This is a genomic window from Nocardia brasiliensis, assembly GCF_042691675.1.
Classification (GTDB): domain Bacteria; phylum Actinomycetota; class Actinomycetes; order Mycobacteriales; family Mycobacteriaceae; genus Nocardia; species Nocardia brasiliensis_D.
In genome coordinates, this window is the sequence record NZ_CP170507.1 from 3,876,573 (window position 1) to 3,897,989 (window position 21,417).

20 protein-coding genes are annotated in these 21,417 nt (G+C 67.5%); 12 read left to right on the forward strand and 8 right to left on the reverse strand.

Translation table 11 applies throughout. The features are described from left to right. Positions 1 to 19: 19 nt before the first annotated feature. From ACFK0J_RS17900 to ACFK0J_RS17925, 6 genes are all read right to left on the reverse strand, one after another. On the reverse strand, positions 20 to 916 hold the full coding sequence (locus tag ACFK0J_RS17900; RefSeq protein ID WP_378741682.1) for a DUF5995 family protein: 897 nt from the start codon (positions 914 to 916) through the stop codon (positions 20 to 22). Positions 917 to 928: 12 nt separating this feature from the next. After that, positions 929 to 1,726, reverse strand: a complete 798-nt coding sequence (locus ACFK0J_RS17905) for a M50 family metallopeptidase (protein WP_378741684.1) — start codon at positions 1,724 to 1,726, stop codon at positions 929 to 931. Between the two features lie 38 nt (positions 1,727 to 1,764). Then, entirely contained in the window at positions 1,765 to 3,300 is a 1,536-nt protein-coding gene (locus ACFK0J_RS17910; RefSeq protein ID WP_378741686.1) for an AMP-binding protein, read from the reverse strand. Between the two features lie 230 nt (positions 3,301 to 3,530). Then, positions 3,531 to 5,183: a protein kinase gene (locus ACFK0J_RS17915; protein ID WP_378741689.1), complete on the reverse strand. Its 1,653-nt coding sequence runs from the start codon at positions 5,181 to 5,183 to the stop codon at positions 3,531 to 3,533. Between the two features lie 102 nt (positions 5,184 to 5,285). Continuing rightward, positions 5,286 to 6,179: a bile acid:sodium symporter family protein gene (locus tag ACFK0J_RS17920; RefSeq protein WP_378741691.1), complete on the reverse strand. Its 894-nt coding sequence runs from the start codon at positions 6,177 to 6,179 to the stop codon at positions 5,286 to 5,288. Between the two features lie 128 nt (positions 6,180 to 6,307). Continuing rightward, positions 6,308 to 7,360: a Gfo/Idh/MocA family oxidoreductase gene (locus tag ACFK0J_RS17925; RefSeq protein ID WP_378741693.1), complete on the reverse strand. Its 1,053-nt coding sequence runs from the start codon at positions 7,358 to 7,360 to the stop codon at positions 6,308 to 6,310. A 73-nt stretch (positions 7,361 to 7,433) separates the two neighbouring features. Here ACFK0J_RS17925 and ACFK0J_RS17930 point away from each other — a divergent pair, with 73 nt between their 5' ends. The 4 genes from ACFK0J_RS17930 to ACFK0J_RS17945 all read left to right on the forward strand — a co-directional run bounded on the left by ACFK0J_RS17930 (position 7,434) and on the right by ACFK0J_RS17945 (position 11,487). Further along, positions 7,434 to 8,126 carry a hypothetical protein gene (locus ACFK0J_RS17930; protein WP_378741695.1) on the forward strand — a complete coding sequence of 231 codons (693 nt, stop codon included), beginning with the start codon at positions 7,434 to 7,436 and terminating at the stop codon, positions 8,124 to 8,126. 520 nt (positions 8,127 to 8,646) lie between these two features. Beyond that, positions 8,647 to 10,203 (forward strand): mannitol dehydrogenase family protein, encoded by a 1,557-nt coding sequence (locus ACFK0J_RS17935; RefSeq protein WP_378741697.1) that lies wholly within the window; start codon positions 8,647 to 8,649, stop codon positions 10,201 to 10,203. Then, positions 10,200 to 10,892, forward strand: a complete 693-nt coding sequence (locus ACFK0J_RS17940; protein ID WP_378741699.1) for an HAD family hydrolase — start codon at positions 10,200 to 10,202, stop codon at positions 10,890 to 10,892. Before ACFK0J_RS17935 ends, ACFK0J_RS17940 begins: the two co-directional genes overlap by 4 nt. A 64-nt stretch (positions 10,893 to 10,956) precedes the next feature. Further along, complete coding sequence (locus tag ACFK0J_RS17945) at positions 10,957 to 11,487, forward strand: LppP/LprE family lipoprotein (RefSeq protein WP_378741701.1); 531 nt, start codon at positions 10,957 to 10,959, stop codon at positions 11,485 to 11,487. A 26-nt stretch (positions 11,488 to 11,513) separates the two neighbouring features. On the opposite strand, the gene ACFK0J_RS17950 is transcribed toward ACFK0J_RS17945, so the two are convergent. Both ACFK0J_RS17950 and ACFK0J_RS17955 read right to left on the reverse strand, forming a co-directional pair. Further along, positions 11,514 to 12,203 carry a response regulator gene (locus ACFK0J_RS17950; RefSeq protein ID WP_378741704.1) on the reverse strand — a complete coding sequence of 230 codons (690 nt, stop codon included), beginning with the start codon at positions 12,201 to 12,203 and terminating at the stop codon, positions 11,514 to 11,516. Continuing rightward, positions 12,185 to 13,873, reverse strand: a complete 1,689-nt coding sequence (locus tag ACFK0J_RS17955) for an ATP-binding protein (RefSeq protein ID WP_378741706.1) — start codon at positions 13,871 to 13,873, stop codon at positions 12,185 to 12,187. Before ACFK0J_RS17955 ends, ACFK0J_RS17950 begins: the two co-directional genes overlap by 19 nt. Before the next feature lie 122 nt (positions 13,874 to 13,995). Here ACFK0J_RS17955 and ACFK0J_RS17960 point away from each other — a divergent pair, with 122 nt between their 5' ends. The 8 genes from ACFK0J_RS17960 (at position 13,996) to ACFK0J_RS17995 (ending at position 21,388) form a co-directional block, all read left to right on the forward strand. Next, positions 13,996 to 14,844 carry an ABC transporter ATP-binding protein gene (locus ACFK0J_RS17960; protein ID WP_378741708.1) on the forward strand — a complete coding sequence of 283 codons (849 nt, stop codon included), beginning with the start codon at positions 13,996 to 13,998 and terminating at the stop codon, positions 14,842 to 14,844. After that, positions 14,834 to 15,721 (forward strand): ABC transporter permease, encoded by an 888-nt coding sequence (locus ACFK0J_RS17965; protein ID WP_378741710.1) that lies wholly within the window; start codon positions 14,834 to 14,836, stop codon positions 15,719 to 15,721. The genes ACFK0J_RS17960 and ACFK0J_RS17965 overlap by 11 nt, the downstream gene beginning before the upstream one ends. A 2-nt stretch (positions 15,722 to 15,723) precedes the next feature. Beyond that, entirely contained in the window at positions 15,724 to 16,776 is a 1,053-nt protein-coding gene (locus ACFK0J_RS17970; protein ID WP_378741712.1) for an ABC transporter substrate-binding protein, read from the forward strand. Positions 16,777 to 16,852: 76 nt separating this feature from the next. Continuing rightward, entirely contained in the window at positions 16,853 to 17,998 is a 1,146-nt protein-coding gene (locus ACFK0J_RS17975; protein ID WP_378741716.1) for an aromatic ring-hydroxylating dioxygenase subunit alpha, read from the forward strand. Between the two features lie 10 nt (positions 17,999 to 18,008). After that, complete coding sequence (locus ACFK0J_RS17980) at positions 18,009 to 18,644, forward strand: TetR/AcrR family transcriptional regulator (RefSeq protein WP_378741718.1); 636 nt, start codon at positions 18,009 to 18,011, stop codon at positions 18,642 to 18,644. A 68-nt stretch (positions 18,645 to 18,712) separates the two neighbouring features. After that, a complete protein-coding gene (locus ACFK0J_RS17985; protein WP_378741721.1) occupies positions 18,713 to 19,657 on the forward strand; it encodes a GlxA family transcriptional regulator in 945 nt (314 codons plus the stop codon). 75 nt (positions 19,658 to 19,732) lie between these two features. Further along, positions 19,733 to 20,467: an HD domain-containing protein gene (locus ACFK0J_RS17990; RefSeq protein ID WP_378741723.1), complete on the forward strand. Its 735-nt coding sequence runs from the start codon at positions 19,733 to 19,735 to the stop codon at positions 20,465 to 20,467. Between the two features lie 18 nt (positions 20,468 to 20,485). Beyond that, complete coding sequence (locus tag ACFK0J_RS17995; protein ID WP_378741725.1) at positions 20,486 to 21,388, forward strand: alpha/beta fold hydrolase; 903 nt, start codon at positions 20,486 to 20,488, stop codon at positions 21,386 to 21,388. Positions 21,389 to 21,417 lie beyond the last annotated feature (29 nt).

Genomic DNA, 21,417 nt, shown 5'->3' on the forward strand with positions numbered 1-21,417 from the left:
GTGCCGCGAATCCGGAAAGCTAAACATCTAGAGCCCCCCGAGCCGCGAGAGCACCTCGAAGGCGACGTCGGCGCTGCGCCAGAGTGCGTCGATCTCGGCGGCGGGCGGCCGGTGCGAGGGCCGGATCACGCAGCGCGAGCCCGTTGCCGAAGATCACTACGTTGGCGCCGAGATCGGCGAGGCGCAGCAGTTGCGGCGTCGCCACACCTTGACCGAACAGCAGGTCGAGGCCTTCCCCGACGAAGTAGAACCGCCACAGCGGTCCGAGGTCGCCGTGATAGATCGCCTTGGTCGACTCGATGATCAAGTCGGCCCGCTGCGCGATCGCATCGACGATCTTGAAGTAGTCGGGTGCGTTCGCGACGGTGCCGTCGACCGCGGCTACCGAGTAGGAGAGATCGACGGAGAGGTGAGCGTTGTATCCAGCCATCGCGACGCGGGCGGGCGACAGGTCGCACCGGCGGGTGAGGTCGAAATAGTGGGTCCACTGCGGTTCGGTTGGTCCGCCGGTGAATTCGGCGTGCACGTTGCGCAGGAACCGGGACAGCAGTTCGAGGCTGATCCGATGAGCCCACTCGGGGTCGGCGAACGCCGCCGGGTCGCGCTGCAATGGCATGACAGCGGCCTGTTCGACGGCGTCGAGCCCGAGCGCGAAGATGCCGCGCAGATCCCGATGGTCGACCAGGATCCGGGTGAGCTGACGATGCTGTTCGACGGCTTGTTCCAGCCGTTCCAGCGACGAGCCGGTGAGTGTGCTGGTGTCCGACAGTGTGACGATCGTGGCGACCTCGGCCCGCCTCAACGGCGTGCCGCACGCGGTGTCTACCGACGCGGCGGTGGCCGGGCCCGCGCCGAACAGGGTGACGCAACCGAGAATCAGGGCAGCGACGAGGGTGATGCGGATCTTGCTGCTCATGGGCTGCTCCATCTATTGCCCGGCGGCGCAGGACGCGTCGGAGCCGAGCGGTAGGCAGACCCCCTCGATATCGGAGATCAACAGACCCGCGCCGAGGAACAGCGACCCCACCGCGACAACTCCGAACAAACCCACCCAGAGCAGGCCGGGGAGGTGGGTGAGGCGGGCGAGTTGGTCGGCGTCGGAGGCGACGTCCTGCTGGTACCGGCTGCGTAGTTGGCGGGCGCGGCCGCGCTGCAATTCGATTACCGGGCGGGCGCCGGCGAGCAGCAGGAACCAGGCGCCGAGGTAGGCGAAGCCCGCCTGCAAGGTGTCGGTGCCGAACCAGGAGACCGCGAAGACCGTCGCGCCGACCGCGAAGACCGTCAGCATGCCGTAGATGTTGCGCGTCATGACGAGCACCGCCGCCAGCAGCGCGATGGCGGTCCACAGCATCAGCGTGATCCGGCTCGCGCCGAGCAGCGCGGCGAAGCCGAGTCCGAGCAGCGGCGGCGCGGGATAGCCCGCCATCGTCGTGAGAATCATGCCCAGGCCATAGGGTTTCCCGCTCGACACGGTGAGACCCGAAGTGTCCGAATGCAATCGGATGCTATTGAGCCTGCGCCCGGTGAGCAGCGCGACCAGCGCGTGTCCGCCCTCGTGCGCGATGGTGACGATATTGCGGGTGTATCGCCAGAGCGGCGAGTAGCCGACCAGTACGAGCGCCGCGATCCCGGCGCCGGCCACCAACCACCACGGCGGCTGGGTTTGGGTTGTCGTCAAGCGGTCGACGATGGAGGTGCCACGCTCGACCCATTCGGCTCTGTCCACTGCCGCACTCTAACGGGTACAGGTGGACGGAGTCGGTCTCAATCGGCGGCTGCCGTTTCCGCGCGAAGCTGACGTTTGTAGATCTTTCCGGAATCGTCGCGGGGGAGTTCGGACACGATGCGCAGCACGCTCGGCACCTTGTAGGAGGCGAGCTGTCCGGCCAGGCCCGCGCGGATCGACGCCTCGGTGAGCTCGGCGCCGGGGCGGGGAACAACATGGGCGGCAACGGCTTCCCCGAGATCGCCCGCGTGCGGGATGCCGAAGACCGCGACGTCCTCGACGCCGTCCATGGCCATGATCGCGTTCTCGATCTCGGCGGGGTAGATGTTCACCCCGCCGGAGATGATGATCTCGCTGGACCGTCCGGTGAGGTAGAGGAATCCGTCGTCGTCGAGGTAGCCGCGGTCACCGACGGTGATGAATCCCGGTACCGGGCTGTCCTGTTCGCCCGCCTTGTTGAGATAACTGAATCGCGGCCAGTAGTCGGCGCCGCGGACGAACACCCGGCCGATCTCACCTGCCGGGAGCGGCTGTCCCGCGTCATCGACGATGATCGCGCCGGAGCCGTCGACCGGGCGGCCGACGCTGCCAGGGTGCGCCAGCCACTCCGAGGCGGTGATCCAGGTGATGGTGCCCGCTTCGGTGCAGCCGTAGAACTCGATCAGCGCATCGCCGAACCAGTCGATGGCGGCCCGCTTGACGGCGGGCGGGCACGGCGCCGAGGAGTGGATGAGGTGGGTGAGGCTGGAAACGTCGTAGCGGGCGCGCACCTCCTCGGGCAACGACAGCAACCGCGACAGCATGGTCGGCACGACCTTGGCCTGGGTGACACGGCGCTCGTGGACGTGGCGCAGGAACCGCTCGGCGTCCCAGCGCGGCATGATGGTGATGTTCGTGCCCACCCGTAACGCGAGCACCGCCACCACGTTCGGGCTGGCGTGATAGAGCGGACCGGCCAGCAACGCCTGCCCGCCCGGCGTGAGCCCCAATCGCCGGGCCGAGCCACCCGCGATCGACAACAGCTGATGTGGCGTAATGCGCTCCCGCAGTACACCTTTGGGACGCCCGGTGGTGCCGGAGGTGTAGATCAACCCCATCGAGTCGACGATCGCACCTTCGACGAAGCCGAGCGGATCGGCCCGCGCATCGATCCACTGTTCGAGCGTGGGGTGCCTGCCGGTCGGCTCGGCCAGTGTCGCGTCGAGCCCCGCCTCGGCCAGCATTTCCGCGGGCATCGAAACCTCGAGAACAGTCGTATCCCGCTGCGGGACAGCCTGTTCGACGATCTCGACGAATTCGGTGTGCACGACGACCAGCCGCGCACCGCAGTCGCTGAGCACGTGCGCGACCTCGGGCGCTTGCCACCGCGTATTGATCGGCACCGGATTGGCTCCGCAGGAAGCGATAGCCAGGGACACCTCGAGGAACTCGATGTCGTTACGGAGCATTATCGCGACGCGATCACCGCGCGCCACCCCTGCGGCGACGAGTGCGGCGGCGAGACGGCCCGCGCGCTGGTGCGCCTCGGGCTGGGGCCGCACGCGACCCGCGCAGGTGATTGTTGGCGCCGACATATTGCCTGAAGCATCCTCCATGAATTGCAGTCTGCCATTCCATGACCCCGTTCGGCAGGACAAGGCCTTTTGAATAGCTGGTCATTCGCTACGGGTGCGCTGTGGCCGACCAGCTATCGAGCCTCCGCACCCGGGGTCGGCTCGTCGGCCCTCGTATGTCGTGGCTGAACGTCTAGATATCTGTGCGATCGATCGACCGCTCATGTTGCTGCCGTGGCTGTTTCGCCGAGTCAGGGTTGTCGGGTCAGGATTCCCGTCATGTCCCCGAAGACGCCGCGAGTGCGATACGACAGCGTGCCATCAGGTTGTAGCTGCAACTGAGATGTCGATCCCTCGTCATTGCAGCTGCCGCTGTCTTCGGTGAGTCTCGCGATCAACGTGAGTTCGTTCGGGGAGACTGCCGTAAGAGTTTCCGCTCGGCCGCATTTCAGGCCGACGACATTGCCGGTGTTGGCGGAATTGCCGAGTTCGTCGCCGACTGTTCCCGGGTTCAGCACCAACACGATGTCGTAGCTGCCGAGTTTGTCTTCGGCGACGCCCTTCCATTCGCCGACGAACTCGTTCGGTAGTTCCATGGCCGAATCGCTGGCCGGTGCGTCGGGTCGTGCGGTGGAGCCGCCGGTGACCTTGGTGGTGATCACGAAGGCAGCGACCGCGACCGCGCCGCACAGCGCTAGTGCGCCGACGATCAACACGGCGCGGCGGCGGGTCGGCCGCCGGGCGGGATGTGCCGCTGACTGGTGCGCGGCGGGCGTGGCGTACGAGCCATTGTGTGGCCCATGGGAATACCCGGCCGGGCCCGGAGATGGGTGCGCGCTATCGGGGTTGCCAGGCCGCCACGATCGCGGCGTGACGTCCTGCCGCACGGTCGCTGGAGCGGTCGAACCCGGACGGCCCGTGGCAGTCCACGCATTCGCGCCCGACCTCGCGATCGTCTCGGCGGTCCGTGCCGGGTCGGTAACCGGTCGTCCGATGGCGCCGGGCACATCGAGGGGCCCGGAGTCCAGATCGAGCAACCGCACCGCGCGCCTGCTGACCTCCTCGAGCGCGGGCCCGGGTAGCCAGCCGCCGCGCTCCGGGACCCCGAAGGCGGTCAGGTCGGCGATGAGCCGTTCCGGGCTCGGCCGAGCGGCGGGGTCTTTGGTGAGGCAGGCCGCGATGAGCGGTCGGAGCCGGTCCGGCACCTCATCGAGCCGCGGCTCCTCGTACATCACGCGCCACAGCAATTGCACCAGCTCACCCGCCCCGAACGGACCCCGCCCGGTGGCCGCGAACGCGAGCACACCGCCGAGCGCGAACACATCGCTCGCCGGGCCGACCGGATCGCCGGTCACCTGCTCGGGACACATGAATCCCGGTGAGCCGATGACCTTTCCGGTGGTGGTGAGCTTGCTGTCGTCCAGCGCGCGGGCGATGCCGAAGTCGATCACCTTGGGGCCGTCGAGGGCGAGCAGCACGTTGGAGGGTTTGAGGTCGCGGTGCACCAGACCCGCGGCATGCACGGCGACCAGGGCCTCGGCCAGTCCGTGCGCGAGTACCAGCAGTGAGTTCTCGGTGAACGGTCCGTATGCCTCGATCGCCTCGGCGAGGGAGAACCCGGCGACGTATCCCGTCGCCAGCCAGGGCGGGTCGGCGTCGACGTCGGCGTCGAGAACCGGCGCGGTGAACTGTCCGCCGACCCGCCGTGCGGCGCTGACCTCGCGGCGGAACCGCACCCGGAATTCGGTGTCGCCGATCAGATCCGGCCGGATCACCTTGACCGCGACGGTGCGGCCACCGGCATTGCGTCCCAGATACACCCGGCCCATGCCGCCCGCGCCGAGCACGCCGAGTAGCCGGTAGTCGCCGATCCGCGTGGGATCGTCTGCGCCGAGCGGTCGCATCGCGATGCTGGCTCCCTTCCGATGTCGAACATCGAAAGGGTACCTACCGCTCGACACGGTGTCTGGTTCAGTTGTCCCGTTTCAGTTGGCCGCAGCGCTGTTTCAGCGGGCGGCTGAGCTGGGCACGGGTGCCGGACGGTCGTGCCGGACGTACCGGGCGAGCAGATAAGCCGCGATGGCCGCGGGGATGTTCATGAGCACCCCATAGACCGCGCCCGGCACCGCCATCGCGCCGTTGTGCAGCACCGACCCCGCGATGGCGATGGCGATCGCGCCGTTGTGGATGCCGATCTCCATGGCCGAGGCGATCGCCTGATCCGCGTCGACCTGCAACAGTCGTGGCACGAAATAGCCGACGGCCAGGCTGATCACGGCGAACAGCAGGCTGAGCGAGGCGAGCTTGCCGATGTTCTCGGTGAGTGTGTCGAAGTTCTTCACCACCGCGGCGAGCACCACCAGCGCGAGCACCACGATGGAGAGGATCTTGACGTTGCCACGCATCCGTTCGGCCCATCCGGTGAACCGGCGGTGCACCCACATGCCGATGGCGACCGGGATCAGCACGATCGCGAACACCTGCGCGAACTTGTCCGGCCGCAGCCCGAACGATTCGTCACCGTCCATGAACTGGCTGAACGCGAACGCGACGATCAACGGCATGGTGAACACGGCGAGCACCGAGTTGATCGCGGTGAGAGTGATGTTCAACGCGACATTGCCGCCTGCGATGTGGCTGAACAGATTCGCCGACGGTCCGCCCGGCGACGCGGCGAGCAACAGCATGCCGACCGCGAGTGCCCCTTCGAGTCGGAACAGGTAGATCAGACCGAGGCAGACCGCGGGCAGCAGCACCATCTGGCAGAGCAGCGCGATCACCGCCGCCTTCGGATACCGCAGCACCCTGGCGAAATCATCGATGGCCAAGGTCAATCCGAGCCCGAACATCACCAGGGCCAGGGCCAGCGGTAGGAACACCGCGAAAATCGTTGAACCCATTCGGATCTCCTCTCAACCGAGCGGTCGGCCTACCCGCAGCCGACACCGGGTGTCGACGTTAACGATCTACGGCGGGTGAGGCCAGTCCGAATGCCGAGGATTGAGCTGGTCTTAACGTTGCCGTCGCTTCACCCGGCGACGACCTCGCCCGTGGCGGCCGATCGGCGGGCGGCTTCCAGTAGGCGCAGGGTGGCGACGGCGTCGCGCGGGTCGACCGGAACCTCGCCGCCGTCGAGCAGGGCGGCGGCCAGCGCGGCGTAGAAGGCGGGATAGTCGCCCGCGATGGTGGGCACCGGTTCGATGGCGGGCTCGGCGCCGAATACCCCCCAGCATTCGGGTTCGACTGTGCCCCAGGGCGCGCCGTCATCGGGGCGGCGACCGGAGCGCAGCGCGCCCTCCTGCGGATCGAGGCCGTGGGTGACGTATCCGGCCTGGGAACCGAGCACCCGGAATCGCGGACCGAGTTGCGGCGCAACGGCACTCATCCACAGGTGGGATCGCACGCCGGAGGTGTGGGTGAGCGCGACGAAGGCGTCGTCGTCGGTCTGAATGCCCTCGCGTCGCCGATCCAGTTCGCAGTACACCGATTTCACCGGGCCGAACAGGGTCAGCGCCTGATCGATGAGGTGACTGCCGAGGTCGAAGAGCAGCCCCGCACCGTCGGCGGCATCGCCCATCTCGCGCCAGCCGCCCTTCGGCACCGGACGCCAGCGCTCGAACCGGGATTCGAAGCGCAGCACCCGCCCGAGCCGACCCGATTCGGCGAGCGTGCGCACGGTCAGGAAGTCGCCATCCCAGCGCCGGTTCTGGAAGACGGTCAGTGCCAGACCGGCTTGCTCGGCCCGTTCGACCAGCTCTTCGGCCTCGCCGACAGTCACCGCGAACGGCTTGTCGACCACGACCGGCAGGCCCGCCGTCAATGCCTGCCCGGCCAACGGCGCGTGCGTGCGGTTGGGTGTCGCGATGACCACGAGGTCGATCCCGGCCGGATTCGCGAACAGCTCGTCGGCGGTGGGGATGACCCGCACGCCCGGGTGTTCCCGTTCGGCCTGCGCCGCCCGCTCGGCCGACGACGTGACCACCGCCGCCACTCGCATCCGCGGTTCGGCGGCGATCAGCGGAGCGTGGAACACCGATCCCGCCAGCCCGTACCCGACAACAGCGACCTCGAGAGTTGGCATTCCTCGACGCTAGCGGATCGTCCCAGGAATTCGGGTCGTGCTCTCTTGTCTGTCGCTGACTAGCGTGCGGGGCATGCGGGGCGGGACAACTCAGTGGGGGCCGGTCCTGGGTCTGCTGCTGGTGGCGCTCGAAGCCATCGCGGTATCCAGGCGAGACAGCCCGTGGCTCGGGCGGACCGGCTTCATGGTGACCGCGGTGCTGTTCGTGCTCGGTGCGACTCTGGTGTTCGCGGGCAACTACAGCGTCGAGCACTTCATTGCCGCACCGGGACAGATCGCGGCGGTTGTTGCAGTCATAGGGGCGCTCGTCGTGGCCGCTTCGATCGCGGTACCTGTGCGCCGGGAGCGGGTTGCCGGAGATCCACCGGCACCGTGGCGGGTCGGACTCGTCTCCTTGGCTGTCACCAGTGCTTATTGGGGTCCGAGCACGCTCATCGTGGCCGACTGGTACGAGTGGGTCGGGGTGGCGGTGTGGTTCTTCCTGGTTGCGATCGGTGTGTGGTTGGTGTGGCGGTGGACGCGGCGCACCGGGTGGACCGAATCACACACCTGTGCCCTGGCGGTGGGGGCGACGTTGACCTACGTGTGGATCTCGTTTCCGATTCGGCCGGAGAGCGGCGGATCGGCGGTTGTCGATCTGGCCTCGAACGCCTTGTTCGGTGTGCTTGCCTGTGCGCTCGTGGTCTGGGCTACCCGACGGGCGGCGCGTGAGCCGGGTCGCGGGCCACGGCTCGGCGAGGCGAGTTCGGGCGCGAGAGGGAGCTGACCGGCCTCACCGAGGCCCGTCCGCAACGGTGAGGCAACCTTGGTCTTGCTTATGACAGCGATCCATCGCCACCACATCGAGCCGCCGGGCCCCGAAGCTTCCATCCGGAAATAATGCTGCGCCGCAGTGCTTCTCATCACGGCAGAGCCTGCGGACCCCTGGTTTACGCCGTATTCTCCTACGATAAATCAGCAATTAACTGGCAAATCTGAGAGTAATCTTAGAACTGTTTCCTAACGGGCAAAACGGAAATCGGAGTGCGTGACAAGCGTCACCGGAATGTATTTGCGCGGGGTAAATGTCCGATTGTTTGCCCGCATTCTCACACGCTGAAGTGGTGCTTTACGGAACATTTACAATACCGGCAGTGACCTGGGTCAACGTGCCTTCAGTTGCGCGCGTCACGGTTAGCTGTCGAAATACTGGGCACACTCATCTACCGTAGTGAAACGTCGCTTAGTCAATGGTGATACGGCGTTCTATATCGCCCACTTCTCGCATACCCAAACGGAGGCCGCACATGCGTGTGCCGCTGATTACGGCGAAGAAAACCCGAACCGAAACGATTACCCGGATACCCGGGCATGTGGTGCCGCGTCTGTCCACGGACATGCTCACCCGCCTTCCCGCCACCGTTGCCAGGCCAGGATTCGCCCCGCGCAGCTTGACCGCCGGGATCCTGCACCTCGGCTGCGGCTCCTTCCACCGGGCACACCAGGCCCTGGCCACCCAGCACGCGATGAACGAGACCGGCGACCACCGCTGGGGGATCACCGCCGTCGCGATCAACCGTCCGACGGTCGTCGACGCGCTGCGGGCGCAGGACCATCTGTACACCACGCTGCTGCACGAGGACGGGCAGGCGCGGGTGGAGGTGGTCGGTTCGATCACCGAGGCCGTACACGCGCCGACCGACTTGCTCGGGGTGCCGCGCCGCATCGCCGACCCGAACGTCAAGATCGTCACGCTCACCGTCACCGCCAGCGGCTACTGCGTATCGCCGGTCACCGGGCGGCTGGAGGCGGATTGCCCCGGCGTCCGCCACGACATCCGTAACCCGACCCGGCCGGTCACCCCGATCGGGATGCTGGCACAGGGCCTGGAGCTGGTCCGGCGGCGTGGCAGCACCCCGCCGGTGATCATCAGCTGCGACAACCTGTGCGCGAACGGCAGCACGCTGCGTCGCGCCGTGATCGATTTCGCGCTGCTGCGCGACGATCATCTCGCCGAGTGGATCGCCCGGCATGTGCAGTTCCCCAACAGTGTGGTCGACCGGATCGTGCAGCCCACCGCGCCCACCGACGCCGCGGTGGCCCGCAACTGGCTCGGCGGCATCGAGGATCGCGCCCCGGTATCGGCCGAGCCGTTCATGACCTGGACGATCGAGGATTTCGAGGGCGAACGGCCGCAGTGGGAACTCGGTGGCGCCCAATTCGTCGCCAACGTCAAGGATTACGAGCTGGCGAAGCTGCGGCTGCTGAACGGTACGCACATGTTGCTGGCCTACCTCGGTGGCGTCGCCGGCTACTCGACCATCGCCGAGGCCACCTCGGATCCGGCCCTCGCGGCGCTGGCCAGGCAGTTCATGCTGGACGAGCAGGGGCCGACGCTGGCCCTGCCGACCCCCGAATTGCATCGGACGGTCGACGACCTGATGCGCCGTTTCCGTAACCCGGCCATCGCCCAGGACATGACGCGCATCGGCCGCAACGGGTCGGACAAGATGATGCCGAGGGTCGTCGACGCCCTGCGGGACAACATCGAAGCGGGCAGGCCAACCCCGGGCGCGTCCTTGCTGATCGCCGCGTGGATCCGGTGGTTCACCGCGAGCCACGAGCCGGGCGCCGTGATGGAACTGATCGATCCGCGGGAAGACTCGCTCGCGGTGCTGGTCGACGCCGACCCGCACCACTGTGCGCAGGCTTTCTTGCAGCGCACCGATATTTTCGGCACGCTACCCGAGCGGGAGAAGGTGCAGCGACAGGTCGGCGACGCCCTGGCCGAGCTGACCCGCGACGGTGTCGATGCCGCGGTCCGGCGCAGGCTGGCGCCGCTACGGGAAGGGAGCAACGGGTGAAGACCGAAAGTCCGGTTCGCGCAGTCGTGTTCGATATGGACGGGTTGCTCATCGACTCGGAGAGTCTGGCCATGGAGTCGTTGGTCAGTGCGGGCGCCGAGCTCGGCTATGACATGCCGATCGAGTTCTGCCGCACCATGATCGGCGTGCCCGCCGACCGGTGTCGCACCCTCGCTGCCGCCGCCTACGGCCGCGGGTTCCCGCTGGAGGAGTACTTCGACCTGCACGAGATCCACCTGCGTCAGCTCGTCGACGGCGGTCGGCTGGAGACCAAGCCCGGTGCGGTCGCGCTGCTGGACGCGCTGGAGGAGCAGGGTGTGCCGAAGGCGATCGCCACCTCGTCGTCCCGGGAACGCGCCGACCACCATTTGCAGCTGGCCGGCATCGCCGACCGGTTCGATGTGGTGGTGACCCGCCAGGATGTGACCAAGGGCAAACCCGACCCGGAGCCGTACCTCAAGGCGATGGGTGCGCTCGGCGGCGACGTGGAAACGACACTCGCGCTGGAAGACTCGACCAATGGCCTGCGCGCCGCGTGTGCCGCGGGCCTGCGCTGCATCCTGGTTCCCGACCTGGTGCAGCCGACCGAGGAGTCCCGGCGGCTCGCGCACCGGCTGTATCCGGACCTGCACCAGGTCATCGAATATCTGTCGGTGGCCAATGCGCCGTCGACAGCGTCAACCGCGTAGGCGAGACTGGACAGAGCTGGATCGAATCTGTCGGCAGACCTGAAAAGGATCTTTCGTGGTGCGGATGGCTCGACCTGTGCTCGTGGTGCTCGCCGGGATCGCTGTTGCGGCCGCCGGATGTGCCACCGACAGCGATGGTGGGTCGGCGACCCGCGCCCGCGACGCCACTCCGACGACATCGAGCCCGCCCGCTCGATGCGGCGTCGATCTTTCGGCCCCGGTGATCCAGTCCGCCATCGCGACGCTGCCGGACGAACCGGTCACGCACGCCCCGTGGTCCACCGACCCGCGCGGGTTCGAGGGCAATTTCGATCCCTGCGCCACCTTGTCGACGGCGATCATCACGGTCCAAGGGGCGACCGGCAGTTCGCCGAACCATGCCTTGCTGTTTCACAAAGGCGCCTACATCGGCACCGCGACACCCGAGGCGCACGGGTTCACCTCGCTGGATGTCGACCGTACCACCGACGACACGGTCGGACTGGCCTACCGGACACCCGGCAGCTGCGACGCCTGCCCGGACGGAACCGTCACGCGCGTTCAATTCCATTGGGCGGGACAGAAAGTGCAGATGATCGGCACGCCGCCGAAGTAGCGGGGGCCAGACCGTGGATCAGGCGCTCAACGCTCAGGTTTCGCCGCACCGACCGCCGCCGAGTACTCCTGCTCCGGGCGTCCGGTACTGCCGTAGCGCAGGCGCATGCGGAGGGTGCCGGTACCGACGAGATTAGCCAGATAACGCTGGGCGGTGGCTCGGGAGATGCCGATGGCGGTGGCCACCTCGCCTGCGGAGAGCGGGCTACCTGATTCTAGGATCGAGTGCAGGACAAGGTCTTTGGTGGGGGAGGCCACGGCGGTGGGGCCGCTGGCGGCGGCGGTTGTCGGCCGGAGTGCTCGGAGAGCGGCATCGACGCGGGCATTGTCCACCTGGGGTGTGGCGAGGATGCGGCGGTAGCGGGCGTAGGCGGCCAGGCGGGCGGCGAGCTCGGTGTGCGGGAAGGGTTTGACCAGGAAGGCGAGGGCGCCGGCGGCGAGGGCGGCGCGTACTGCGGTGCCCTCTGTCGAGGCGGTCAGAACCATGGCGTCGCAGCGTAATTCGCGTACGAAGTCGATGCCGGAGCCGTCGGGGAGATAGACGTCGACGAGGGCGAGGTCGACGGGACTCGCGGTCAGCACCTCGCAAGCGGTGGCCAAGGTGTTGGCGGTGCCCGCGACGGTGAAGCCCGCGATGGAATCGACGATTCCGGCATGCAGGTTGGCGACACGGAAGTCGTCGTCGACGACGAGAACGCTCAGATCGGTTGTGGCCATGACACCTTGCTGTCTACGAGCACTCCGGGTATTCGGGCAAAGAATTCGGCACCGGTCAGCGGTGGGGTGTCGCCGCGTGGGCAGGCCAGCCGGACGTCGCCACCGTGCGTGCGAGCGATCTGCCGGATCAGGGCAAGTCCGACACCGCGCCCGCCGGGTACGTCACGGCTGTCGCGGGTGGACGTGCCTTCGGTGAACAGGACATCGATCAGCTCCGGCGCGACACCGTCACCGCTGTCCGCCACGGTGATGTGCAGCGTCGAATCCTCTTGAACCAATTCGACTTCCACCTGCTTCACTGGGTTGTCGGCGGCTCGGACCGCCTCGATCGCATTGTCGAGCAGATTGCCCAGCACGGTCGTCACATCGACGGCATCGGCGAGGCTGCCGGCTACCCAGGTGTTCGGGCCGAGGACCAATTCGACACCGCCCTCGCGGGCGTGCGCCGCCTTCGCCGCGAGGAACGCTTGCAGGTAAGCATCGTGAATGGCGTCGATACCGGGCGCGGCGGGACCGAGCGGGCCCGCCCCGATCATCTCGTCGATCGAGCGCGCGGCCTCCTCGGTGCGCCCACCGTGGAGCAGGCCGCTGATCAGGTGCATCTTGTTGGAGAATTCGTGCCGTTGTGCGCGCAGTACCGTGCTCATCGATTGCACCGCATCGAGTTGCCGGGTCAGGGCCTCCACATCGGTGCGGTCGCGCACGGTGAGCACCGCCCCGAGATCGCGGCCGTCCCGCTGCACGGGCCGGGCGGCGACGACGACAATGTGCGAACCCACCGTGGCCGACGCGGGTTGCTCGTCGAGACCGCGGAACACCTCGAGCACCCTTGGCGTCAGCCCGATCTCGTCCACCGGCTGCCCGATGCCCGCGCCGATGCCGAGCAGCCTGCGCGCCTCGTCGTTGACAAAGGTTGTCCGCCAGGAAGAATCGACCGCGAGCACACCACGGCCGATGCCGTGCAACACCGCGGCCTGGCCCCGCACGAGCTCGGCGAGTTCCGCGGGCTCGAGCCCGAGCGTCAGTCCACGCCACCGCCGGGCCAGCAGCATGGATCCGGCGACCCCGACGAGTAGTGCGGCCCCGACCAGCATGCCCGCGGTGCGCAGGTCGTCGAGCAGCTGATCGCGTACCGCACCGGTGGCGATGCCGACACTGACCGCACCCACGATTCGATCCGAATCAGACGCGAGCACAGGCACTTTCGCACGCACCGAATCGCCGAGTGTGCCGTGCTCCTCGGCGATCACCTCGCGACCGGCCAGCGCGACCGCGGGATCGGTGCTCACCTGCTCGGTGAGCCGTGTCGCGTCCGGATGCGCCAGCCGGATCCCGGCATCGTCGGTGATCACCACGAACAACGCGCCGGTGCGCCGCGTCGTGTCGACGGCGATCCGTTCCAGCGGTCCCGCGGCGAGCTGCTCGCGGACTCCCGGGTCGGCACTGATCGCACCGGGCGCATACCGGCTCACCTCGCCGCGCACCGCGGGATCGACCGCGACCGTGCGGGCGATCGCGAGTGCTCGCTGACCGTATCCGTTGCGCAGGCGTTGCTCGCTGAGATAGCCGAATACCGCGAAGGCGACGCCGAGGGTCAGGGTGACCACCACGATCTGCAACAGCAGAACTTGAGTCCTCAACCGCACGGCCGGCGCGCCCTCAGTGGCCATTGGCGCAGCATAGACCACGCCCCAGCACGTGAGCAGAATGCGCAGAACCAGCGAATCGAGACTTTGCACGGCTTGTGCGCACAAGCTCCGCGGTGTGACCGGGCTTACGTAATTTCCCGAATATGAACAACCCACTCATCGAGCTGCGGAGCGCAACGAAGCGTTTCCCCGGCACCGGGGGCGGCATCCACACCGCCGTCAAGAATCTCGACCTCGCGGTTCGCCCCGGCGAATTCGTCTCCGTGGTCGGCCCGACCGGCTGCGGCAAGTCGACCACCCTGTCCCTGGTGTCCGGGCTCGAGCCCGCCTCGGCGGGTCGAACCCTGGTGCGCGGCAAGGACGTCGCGGGCATCCCGGACGGCATCGGCTACATGTTCCAGCAGGACGCGGTGCTGCCGTGGAAGAGCGTGCTGGACAACGTCGCGCTCGGCCCACGCCTGCGCGGCGCGTCGAAAACCCAAGCGCGGGCGAAGGCTTCGACCTGGGTGCACACGGTCGGCCTGGCCGGGTTCGAGACCTACTACCCGCATCAGCTGTCCGGCGGCATGCGCAAGCGGGTCGCGCTGGCGCAGACACTGGTCAACGATCCCGAAATCCTGCTGATGGACGAACCGTTCAGCGCGCTCGACGTGCAGACCCGCCAGCTCATGCAGGACGAACTGCTGCGCGTGTGGGCGGGCACCGGCGCCGCGGTCATCTTTGTCACGCACGACCTGGAAGAGGCAATCGTGCTGGCCGACCGGGTTGTCGTGATGACGGCGAGCCCGGCGACGGTGTGCGGCGACTTCCCCGTCGCGCTGGAGCGGCCGCGCAATGTCGAAGAAGTGCGGCTCACCACCGAGTTCCGCGATATCTACAAAGAAATCTGGGAAACGCTGCGCGACGAGGTCGAAGCGGCTCGAGCCACCAGGGGGACGGCAGCTGGCGGAGCCAGCGGGGCGGGTAAGGAAGGTGCCGCCCGTGTCGCATGACGTCCTCGAAAAGGGCCCCACCGCAATGCCGGTGCCGGAGAACGAGTCCGAGGCACAGATCCTTGCCCGAGTGCGCACCAACGCGCGCCGCGCCCGCACCCGCACCTGGGGGCTGCGCATCGCCCTGCTGGCATTGTGGCTCGGTTCCTGGGAGCTCACCGCCACGCTGTGGATCGATCCGTTCTTTTACTCGAAGCCGTCGCTGATCTGGCAGCGGCTGGTCGAATGGTTCTCCGAGGGAACGCAATTCGGTTCGATTTGGTTGCAGATCTACACCACCGTGCAGGAGGCGGTGCTCGGCTTCGTGATCGGCGCCGTGGCCGGTGTGGTCCTCGGTGTGCTGCTGGGGCGCAGCCGGTACTGGGCCGATGTGCTCGCGCCGTTCATCAAGGCGCTCAACGCGGTTCCGCGCATCGTGCTCGCGGCGCTGTTCATCATCTGGTTCGGTCTCGGGCTCAGCTCGAAGGTCGCGACGGTGGTGGTGCTGGTGTTCTTCGCGGTGTTCTTCAACGCGTTCACCGGTGCGCGCGAAGTGGACGGCAACGTCATCAACAACGCGCGCATCCTCGGGGCGGGCAAACGGCAGGTGCTCACCGCGATCGTGCTGCCGAGCGCGACCACCTGGATCCTGTCCAGCCTGCACACCGCCTTCGGCTTCGCCCTGATCGGCGCCGTGGTCGGTGAATACGCCGGTGCGAGCAAAGGTTTGGGTCTGTTGATCAGCAACGCGCAGGGCACCTTCGATTCGGCGGGCATCTACGCGGGCATGATCATCATCACGGTGATCGCCCTGCTGGCCGAATGGCTGATCGGGTACGCGGAGAGCCGGTTGCTGAAATGGCGTCCGTCGCAGTCGACCTCGAGCCACGGGATCTGAGCATGAGATTTCGCAAGCATGTGACGATCGTCGTCATTGCCGTCGCGGCGCTGCTGCTGGCCACCGGATGCCGGGATTCCCGGCACCTTCCGATGGTGAACGGGCGTCCGCAGATCACCATCATGGTCGGCGGGCTGGAGAAGGTCATCTATCTGCCCGCGATGCTCACCGAGCAGCTCGGCTACTTCGACAGCAACGACGTCGACGTGAAGCTGCTCGGTGAGCAGTCCGGCGCCAACGCCGAGACCGCACTGCTCACCGGCGACGTGCAGGGTGTGGTCGGCTTCTACGACCACACCATCGACCTGCAGGCCAAGGACCAGTGCATCCGCTCGGTGGTGCAGCTGGCGGACGTGCCGGGCGAGGTCGAGCTGGTGTCCAAGCAGGACGCGGCGACGATCACCGCCACGGCGGGCCTGCGGGGCAAGAATCTCGGTGTCACCTCGTTCGGCTCGTCGACCGACTTCCTCACCCAGGCGCTCACCGGCCGGCAAGGCATGACCACGGCGGACTATACCCGGGTGAAAGCCGGTGCGGGACAGACCTTTATCGCGGGAATGAACCACAACGGCATCGACGCGGGAATGACCACCGACCCGACGGTCGCGCAGATGGTCAACTCCGGTGCGGCCGAGATCCTGGTCGACATGCGCACCGAGGCGGGCACCCGGGCCGCACTCGGCGGGCTGTACCCGGCGTCGTCGCTGTACATGAGCTGCGCCACGATCGACGCCCACCCGGATACCGTGCGCAAACTCGCGGCGGCCTTCGTGCAGACGTTGCAGTGGATCAAGACGCACACCCCGGAGGAGATCGCGGCGAAGATGCCTTCGCAGTACGCGAGCGGCGGGAAGGACCTCTACATCCAGTCCATCCGCGATTCGATCGGCATGTTCAACGGCGACGGTCTGATGAAACCCGAGGGCGCCCAGAACGTCCTGGACATTCTCGGCAAGTACTCGACGAATGTGCGGCCGGTTCGCGACCGGATCGACCTGTCCAAGACCTACACGACCCAGTTCGTGGAGGAAGCGCTGCGCGCGCTTGGGCAATAACCTTGACGGGCGGTTATCAATTGATAACCTAGATCCCAGGTTATCGGACGATAACCTGGGATCAGGGAGGTTCACTATGTCCGTCCTCACCACACCAGGGGTCGGCGAGGTGCTCGCGGGCCTGCGCGAATACCTCGACGACGAGCCACCCGCGCTCAGCCTGCCGCCGACTGCCTACACCTCGCCGGAACTGTGGGAACTGGAACGCGAACGGATCTTCGGCCGGACCTGGCTGCTCGTCGCGCACGTCGATCAGCTCGCGGAAACCGGCGACTACATCGCGGTGTCCATCGCCGGGGAGTCGGTGGTCGTCACGCGCGCGGGTGGCGGTGCGCTGCATGCGATGTCGCCGATCTGCCGACACCGGTTGATGCCGCTCGTGGCACCGGGCGCGGGCCGCACCGACTCGTTCACCTGCCAGTACCACCTGTGGAAGTACGGACTCGACGGACGGTTGCGCGGTGCGCCCTACATGGCCGGGAACACCGAGTTCGAGAAGAAGGAATGCAGGCTGCCGCAATTCGCGCTGGCGGAGTGGAACGGGTTCGTCTGGATCAACCTCGACGCGAACGCCGAGCCGATCGGCGACCATCTCGAGCTGGCCGCACCCCAGTTCGCCAACTATCGGCTGAGTGAGATGGTGCAGGTCGACTCGTGGCGGCTGGAATGGCGGGCGAACTGGAAGCTCGTGATGGAGAACGGCCACGAGAACTATCACGTCATCGGGCTGCATCGGGAGACGCTGGAACCGTACATGCCCGGTGGCGGTGACATCCATGTCGAGCAGTACTCGCCGTGGGTGCTGCACGCCAGAATTCCGTTCGCCGCACCGGTGCGGCCGGAGGTGTTGGCGCTCAACGAGATCCAGCGTGCCAACGGCATGCTGCTGCTGACCTTCCCGGCGAGCGCCTTCATCGCGGTCGGTGATCAGGTCGTCTGGTTCAGCTTCCTGCCGACGGCGATCGATCGGGTCGAGGTCGTCGGTGGCGCGCTCACCCTGCCGGAGCTGGCCACCGGCTCCGAGGCGGTGCGGCGAACCCAGCAGGCGGTCACGGCGATGATCAACGACGAGGACCGGCTGGGGCTGGAAGCGGTGCAGCGCGGTGCCGCCTCGCGATTCGCCCAACGCGGTCACCTCAGCCCGAAGGAACAACCCGGTGTCCTCGCCTTTTATCGGAACCTGGCGCACGCCCTGCTCGGTGGCGAACCGAACGGCCGTTAGCCTGTTCCGCATGCCCGCGGACACCACCCGATCGAGCCCGGCGGCCGAACGCATCCTGCGCACCGCCGCCGAGCTCATCGCCGTGCGCGGCTACTCGGCGACCTCCACCCGCGATATCGCGGCGGCCGTCGGTGTCCGGCAACCCGCGATCTACAAGCACTTCTCCGCCAAGGACGACATCCTCGCCGCCCTGGTCCGTCTGGGCCTGCAACGTCCGCTCGCGCTCGCCGACGAACTCGCGACGCACCCCGCGCCCGCAGTGGTCAAGTTGCATCGCTGGCTACGCGAATCCCTCGAACACCTCCACGACTCGCCGTATGTCCTCGCGTCCATCCTCACCACGCCGGAACTGCAGCGCGAGCGGTTCGCGGCCGAATTGGGGCTCGTCGAGCAACTGGATCGCACCGTCATCGCCATGGTCGAGGCGGGCCAGCGGGAAGGCGATGTGCGGGCGATGAATCCGGTCTCCGGGGCCCGCTTGGTCCAAGCGCTCTTCGACGCGCTCGCGCTACCGGAAATCGCCGTGAGCCCAGCGGAGATCGTCGAATTCGCCTTGACGGGACTGCTCGCGGATCCCGGTCGGCTGCCCGAGGTGCGGCGAGCCGCCGACGATCTGGTCTTGACCGAAGGTGAGTCGATGGCCTGAGCGTCGATGGCTGGATTTGTGGGGTACGTGTCCTTGTGGACATTTCGCCGCTGTCCGAGACTGGGGGCATGGAGTCGAGTGGTGACGTGGTAGTCGCGGTGTCCGAGGGTGTGTTGCTGCTCGACGTTGCCGGACCCGCTCAGGTGTTCCACTGGGCCGGGCATCGAGTGCGGTTCGCCTCGTCGGACGGCAGCGACGTGTGCACCGACGTAGGGGTGCCGCTCGGGGTTTCGGGTTCGGTCGGCGAACTGACGGGAGCAGCCGACACCCTGCTCGTTCCGGGATACGCACCGGAGTATCCGATTCCGGCCGACCTCGTCGCCGCGGTGCGGGCGGCCGCCCCTGGTGCCCGGCGGGTGGCCTCCGTGTGCACGGGGGCGTTGGTGCTGGCCGAAGCCGGACTGCTGGACGGGCGGCGCGCGACCACGCATTGGCTCGCCTGTGACCAACTGGCGCAACAGTTTCCGGAGGTGGACGTCGATCCCGATGCCATCTGCGTGCGGGACGGATCGGTCATCACCTCGGCGGGTGTCACGGCGGGCATCGACCTGGCGCTCGCCCTGGTAGAAGAGGATCACGGCGTCGAGCTGGCCCGCTCGCTGGCCAAACATCTCGTCGTGTTCCTCCGCCGCCCCGGCGGCCAATCACAGTTCAGCGTGCGGGCCGGTATCGGCCTGCCCCGCAGCAGCGGCCTGCGCAAAGTCATCGATTCCGTGGTCGAGGACCTGGCGGCCGATCACAGCCTGGCCGCCATGGCTGCCCGCGCCGCGCTCAGTGAGCGGCACCTGAGCAGGTTGTTCCGGCAGGAAACCGGGATGACACCGGCGCAGTACGTCAAACAGGTCCGGGTGGAGGCCGCCCAGGCCCTGCTCGAGACGAGCGACGAATTGATGGCCGCCATCGCCAGGCACAGCGGCTTCGGCTCCGAAGAGACGATGCGCCGCACCTTCGTCGAGGTGCTCGGCACCACCCCGAGTGACTATCGCGGGCGATTCCGCGCCACCGCACTCTGACATCAGACGGCACAAACCCTCGCTCGATCGCGAACCTCTCGATCGAGATCACCCTGTTCACCAAGGAGTTCAGCCATGTCGTTATCTCGCCGCGCCGTGATCGGTGCCGGAATCGCCGGAACGGCCGTCGTGCTGTCGCAGACATCCGCAGCGGCCCAGCCGCTTTCGCTACCGCTGCCGTCGACGCCATTGGCGGACAAGGCAACCGAGCTCATGGACCGCTCGCTGTCACCTGCCCTGCGTAACCACAGTGTGCGCGGATTCCTGTTCGGCCGCGCGGTCGCCGAGCGGCACGGGCTGCGGCCCGGCGCCGACTACGACGAGGAGACCATGTATCTCATCTGCGTGCTGCACGACCTCGGCCTCGCCGAAAACGCGGGCGGTGACCAGCGATTCGAGATCGACGGGGCCGACGACGCGGTGCGGTTTCTCGAGGACAACGGGGTCACCGACGCGCGGGTCGACACCATCTGGGACGCGATCGCCGCGCACACCATCGGCTTCACCGATTCACCCGTCTATCGCAGGCGCAGGCCCGCGGAGGCCTGGATCGCCGTCGAGGGCATCGGCATCGATGTCGCGGGCGGACCAACGGACCTGCCGCCCGGGTACGCCGACGCGGTGCATGCCAGCTATCCCCGCCTCGGCGGTAGCCGGGTACTCACCGAAACCATCGAAGCCCAGGGACTGGCGAACCCGCGGAAAGCGCCCCCGACGAGCCTGGCCGGGGAAATCATCCGCGCCCGGCACCCTGAGGTGACGCCACTGACCTGGGACGACATCCTCGCCTCCGGTGGCTGGCGCGATTGATCGGCTACCGTCTAGCAGGTGACGGGCCTTGCGCGAAATGGTGAGCGTCGAAGCGGTGTCGCGGTCGCCGCGCCGTTCGCGCTGCCGCCGCGGCGGGCCGTCGCGCTGCCCGACGGCTCGACCGTCGACGTCCGGTTCGCTCCCGGCGCGAATCCTGTTCTGCTGCTGCATGGTTGGGCGCTGACCGCCGACGTGAACTTCGGCCACCTGATGCAACCGATTGCCGACGGTTATGGCCTCGTCGCGATGGACATGCGGGGCCATGGCCGTGGACTGCCGCTGGGCTCGCGGGAGCGATTCGATATCGCACAATGCGCCGACGACGCGGCCGCGGTGCTGGCTGCCCTCGGCATCGAGCAGGTGGTGGTGTGCGGGTATTCGCTCGGTGGTCCGGTCGGGCTGGAATTCGCTCGGCGGCACCGGGATCGGGTGCGCGGACTGGTTTTCGAGGCGACCGCGATGGCGTTCGACAGTCGGGTGGATGCCCTCGGCCGGGTGCTGTTCCGCGGTCTGCGGCCGTTCGCGCGGCACAGCCGGGGGATCGGCCGGTCGTGGCCGCTGTCCTACTTTCGTAAGGCGCGCACCAGGAGTTCGGAGGTCGCGCGGCTGTGGCCGTGGCTGCGGACCGAACTCGGCCGGTGCCATCCTCGGGTGATCGTCGACGTCATCCTCGCCGAGTACGCCTTCGACTTCCGGCCGCACGCGGCCACGCTCGCCGGACTGCCCACGGCTGTCGTGGTCACGGCCCGTGACGGTGCGGTGCCGCCCCGCGATCAGCGCGAATTGGCGAGGTTGCTCGATGCGAAGGTGCTCGAACTCGATGCCGCACACGACGTATTCCTCACGGACCCAACGGCATACGTCGCCGCGACCCGCGCCGCGATCGACCACGTGCTCGGCAATCCTCCGGCCCGGGGATAAGCGTACCTCCGCCTTCGCTCCGGCCGTGC

Bases quoted from the DNA above. Each gene is read 5' to 3' on its own strand.
- ACFK0J_RS17900 (WP_378741682.1), bottom strand. From the start codon at position 916: ATGAGCAGCAAGATCCGCATCACCCTCGTCGCTGCCCTGATTCTCGGT.
- ACFK0J_RS17910 (WP_378741686.1), bottom strand. From the start codon at position 3,300: ATGTCGGCGCCAACAATCACCTGCGCGGGTCGCGTGCGGCCCCAGCCC.
- ACFK0J_RS17970 (WP_378741712.1), top strand. From the start codon at position 15,724: ATGAGATTTCGCAAGCATGTGACGATCGTCGTCATTGCCGTCGCGGCG.
- ACFK0J_RS17985 (WP_378741721.1), top strand. From the start codon at position 18,713: ATGGAGTCGAGTGGTGACGTGGTAGTCGCGGTGTCCGAGGGTGTGTTG.
- ACFK0J_RS17960 (WP_378741708.1), top strand. From the start codon at position 13,996: ATGAACAACCCACTCATCGAGCTGCGGAGCGCAACGAAGCGTTTCCCC.
- ACFK0J_RS17935 (WP_378741697.1), top strand. From the start codon at position 8,647: ATGCGTGTGCCGCTGATTACGGCGAAGAAAACCCGAACCGAAACGATT.
- ACFK0J_RS17925 (WP_378741693.1), bottom strand. From the start codon at position 7,360: ATGCCAACTCTCGAGGTCGCTGTTGTCGGGTACGGGCTGGCGGGATCG.
- ACFK0J_RS17945 (WP_378741701.1), top strand. From the start codon at position 10,957: ATGGCTCGACCTGTGCTCGTGGTGCTCGCCGGGATCGCTGTTGCGGCC.
- ACFK0J_RS17915 (WP_378741689.1), bottom strand. From the start codon at position 5,183: ATGCGACCGCTCGGCGCAGACGATCCCACGCGGATCGGCGACTACCGG.
- ACFK0J_RS17955 (WP_378741706.1), bottom strand. From the start codon at position 13,873: ATGGCCACTGAGGGCGCGCCGGCCGTGCGGTTGAGGACTCAAGTTCTG.
- ACFK0J_RS17980 (WP_378741718.1), top strand. From the start codon at position 18,009: ATGCCCGCGGACACCACCCGATCGAGCCCGGCGGCCGAACGCATCCTG.
- ACFK0J_RS17975 (WP_378741716.1), top strand. From the start codon at position 16,853: ATGTCCGTCCTCACCACACCAGGGGTCGGCGAGGTGCTCGCGGGCCTG.
- ACFK0J_RS17950 (WP_378741704.1), bottom strand. From the start codon at position 12,203: ATGGCCACAACCGATCTGAGCGTTCTCGTCGTCGACGACGACTTCCGT.
- ACFK0J_RS17920 (WP_378741691.1), bottom strand. From the start codon at position 6,179: ATGGGTTCAACGATTTTCGCGGTGTTCCTACCGCTGGCCCTGGCCCTG.
- ACFK0J_RS17990 (WP_378741723.1), top strand. From the start codon at position 19,733: ATGTCGTTATCTCGCCGCGCCGTGATCGGTGCCGGAATCGCCGGAACG.
- ACFK0J_RS17930 (WP_378741695.1), top strand. From the start codon at position 7,434: ATGCGGGGCGGGACAACTCAGTGGGGGCCGGTCCTGGGTCTGCTGCTG.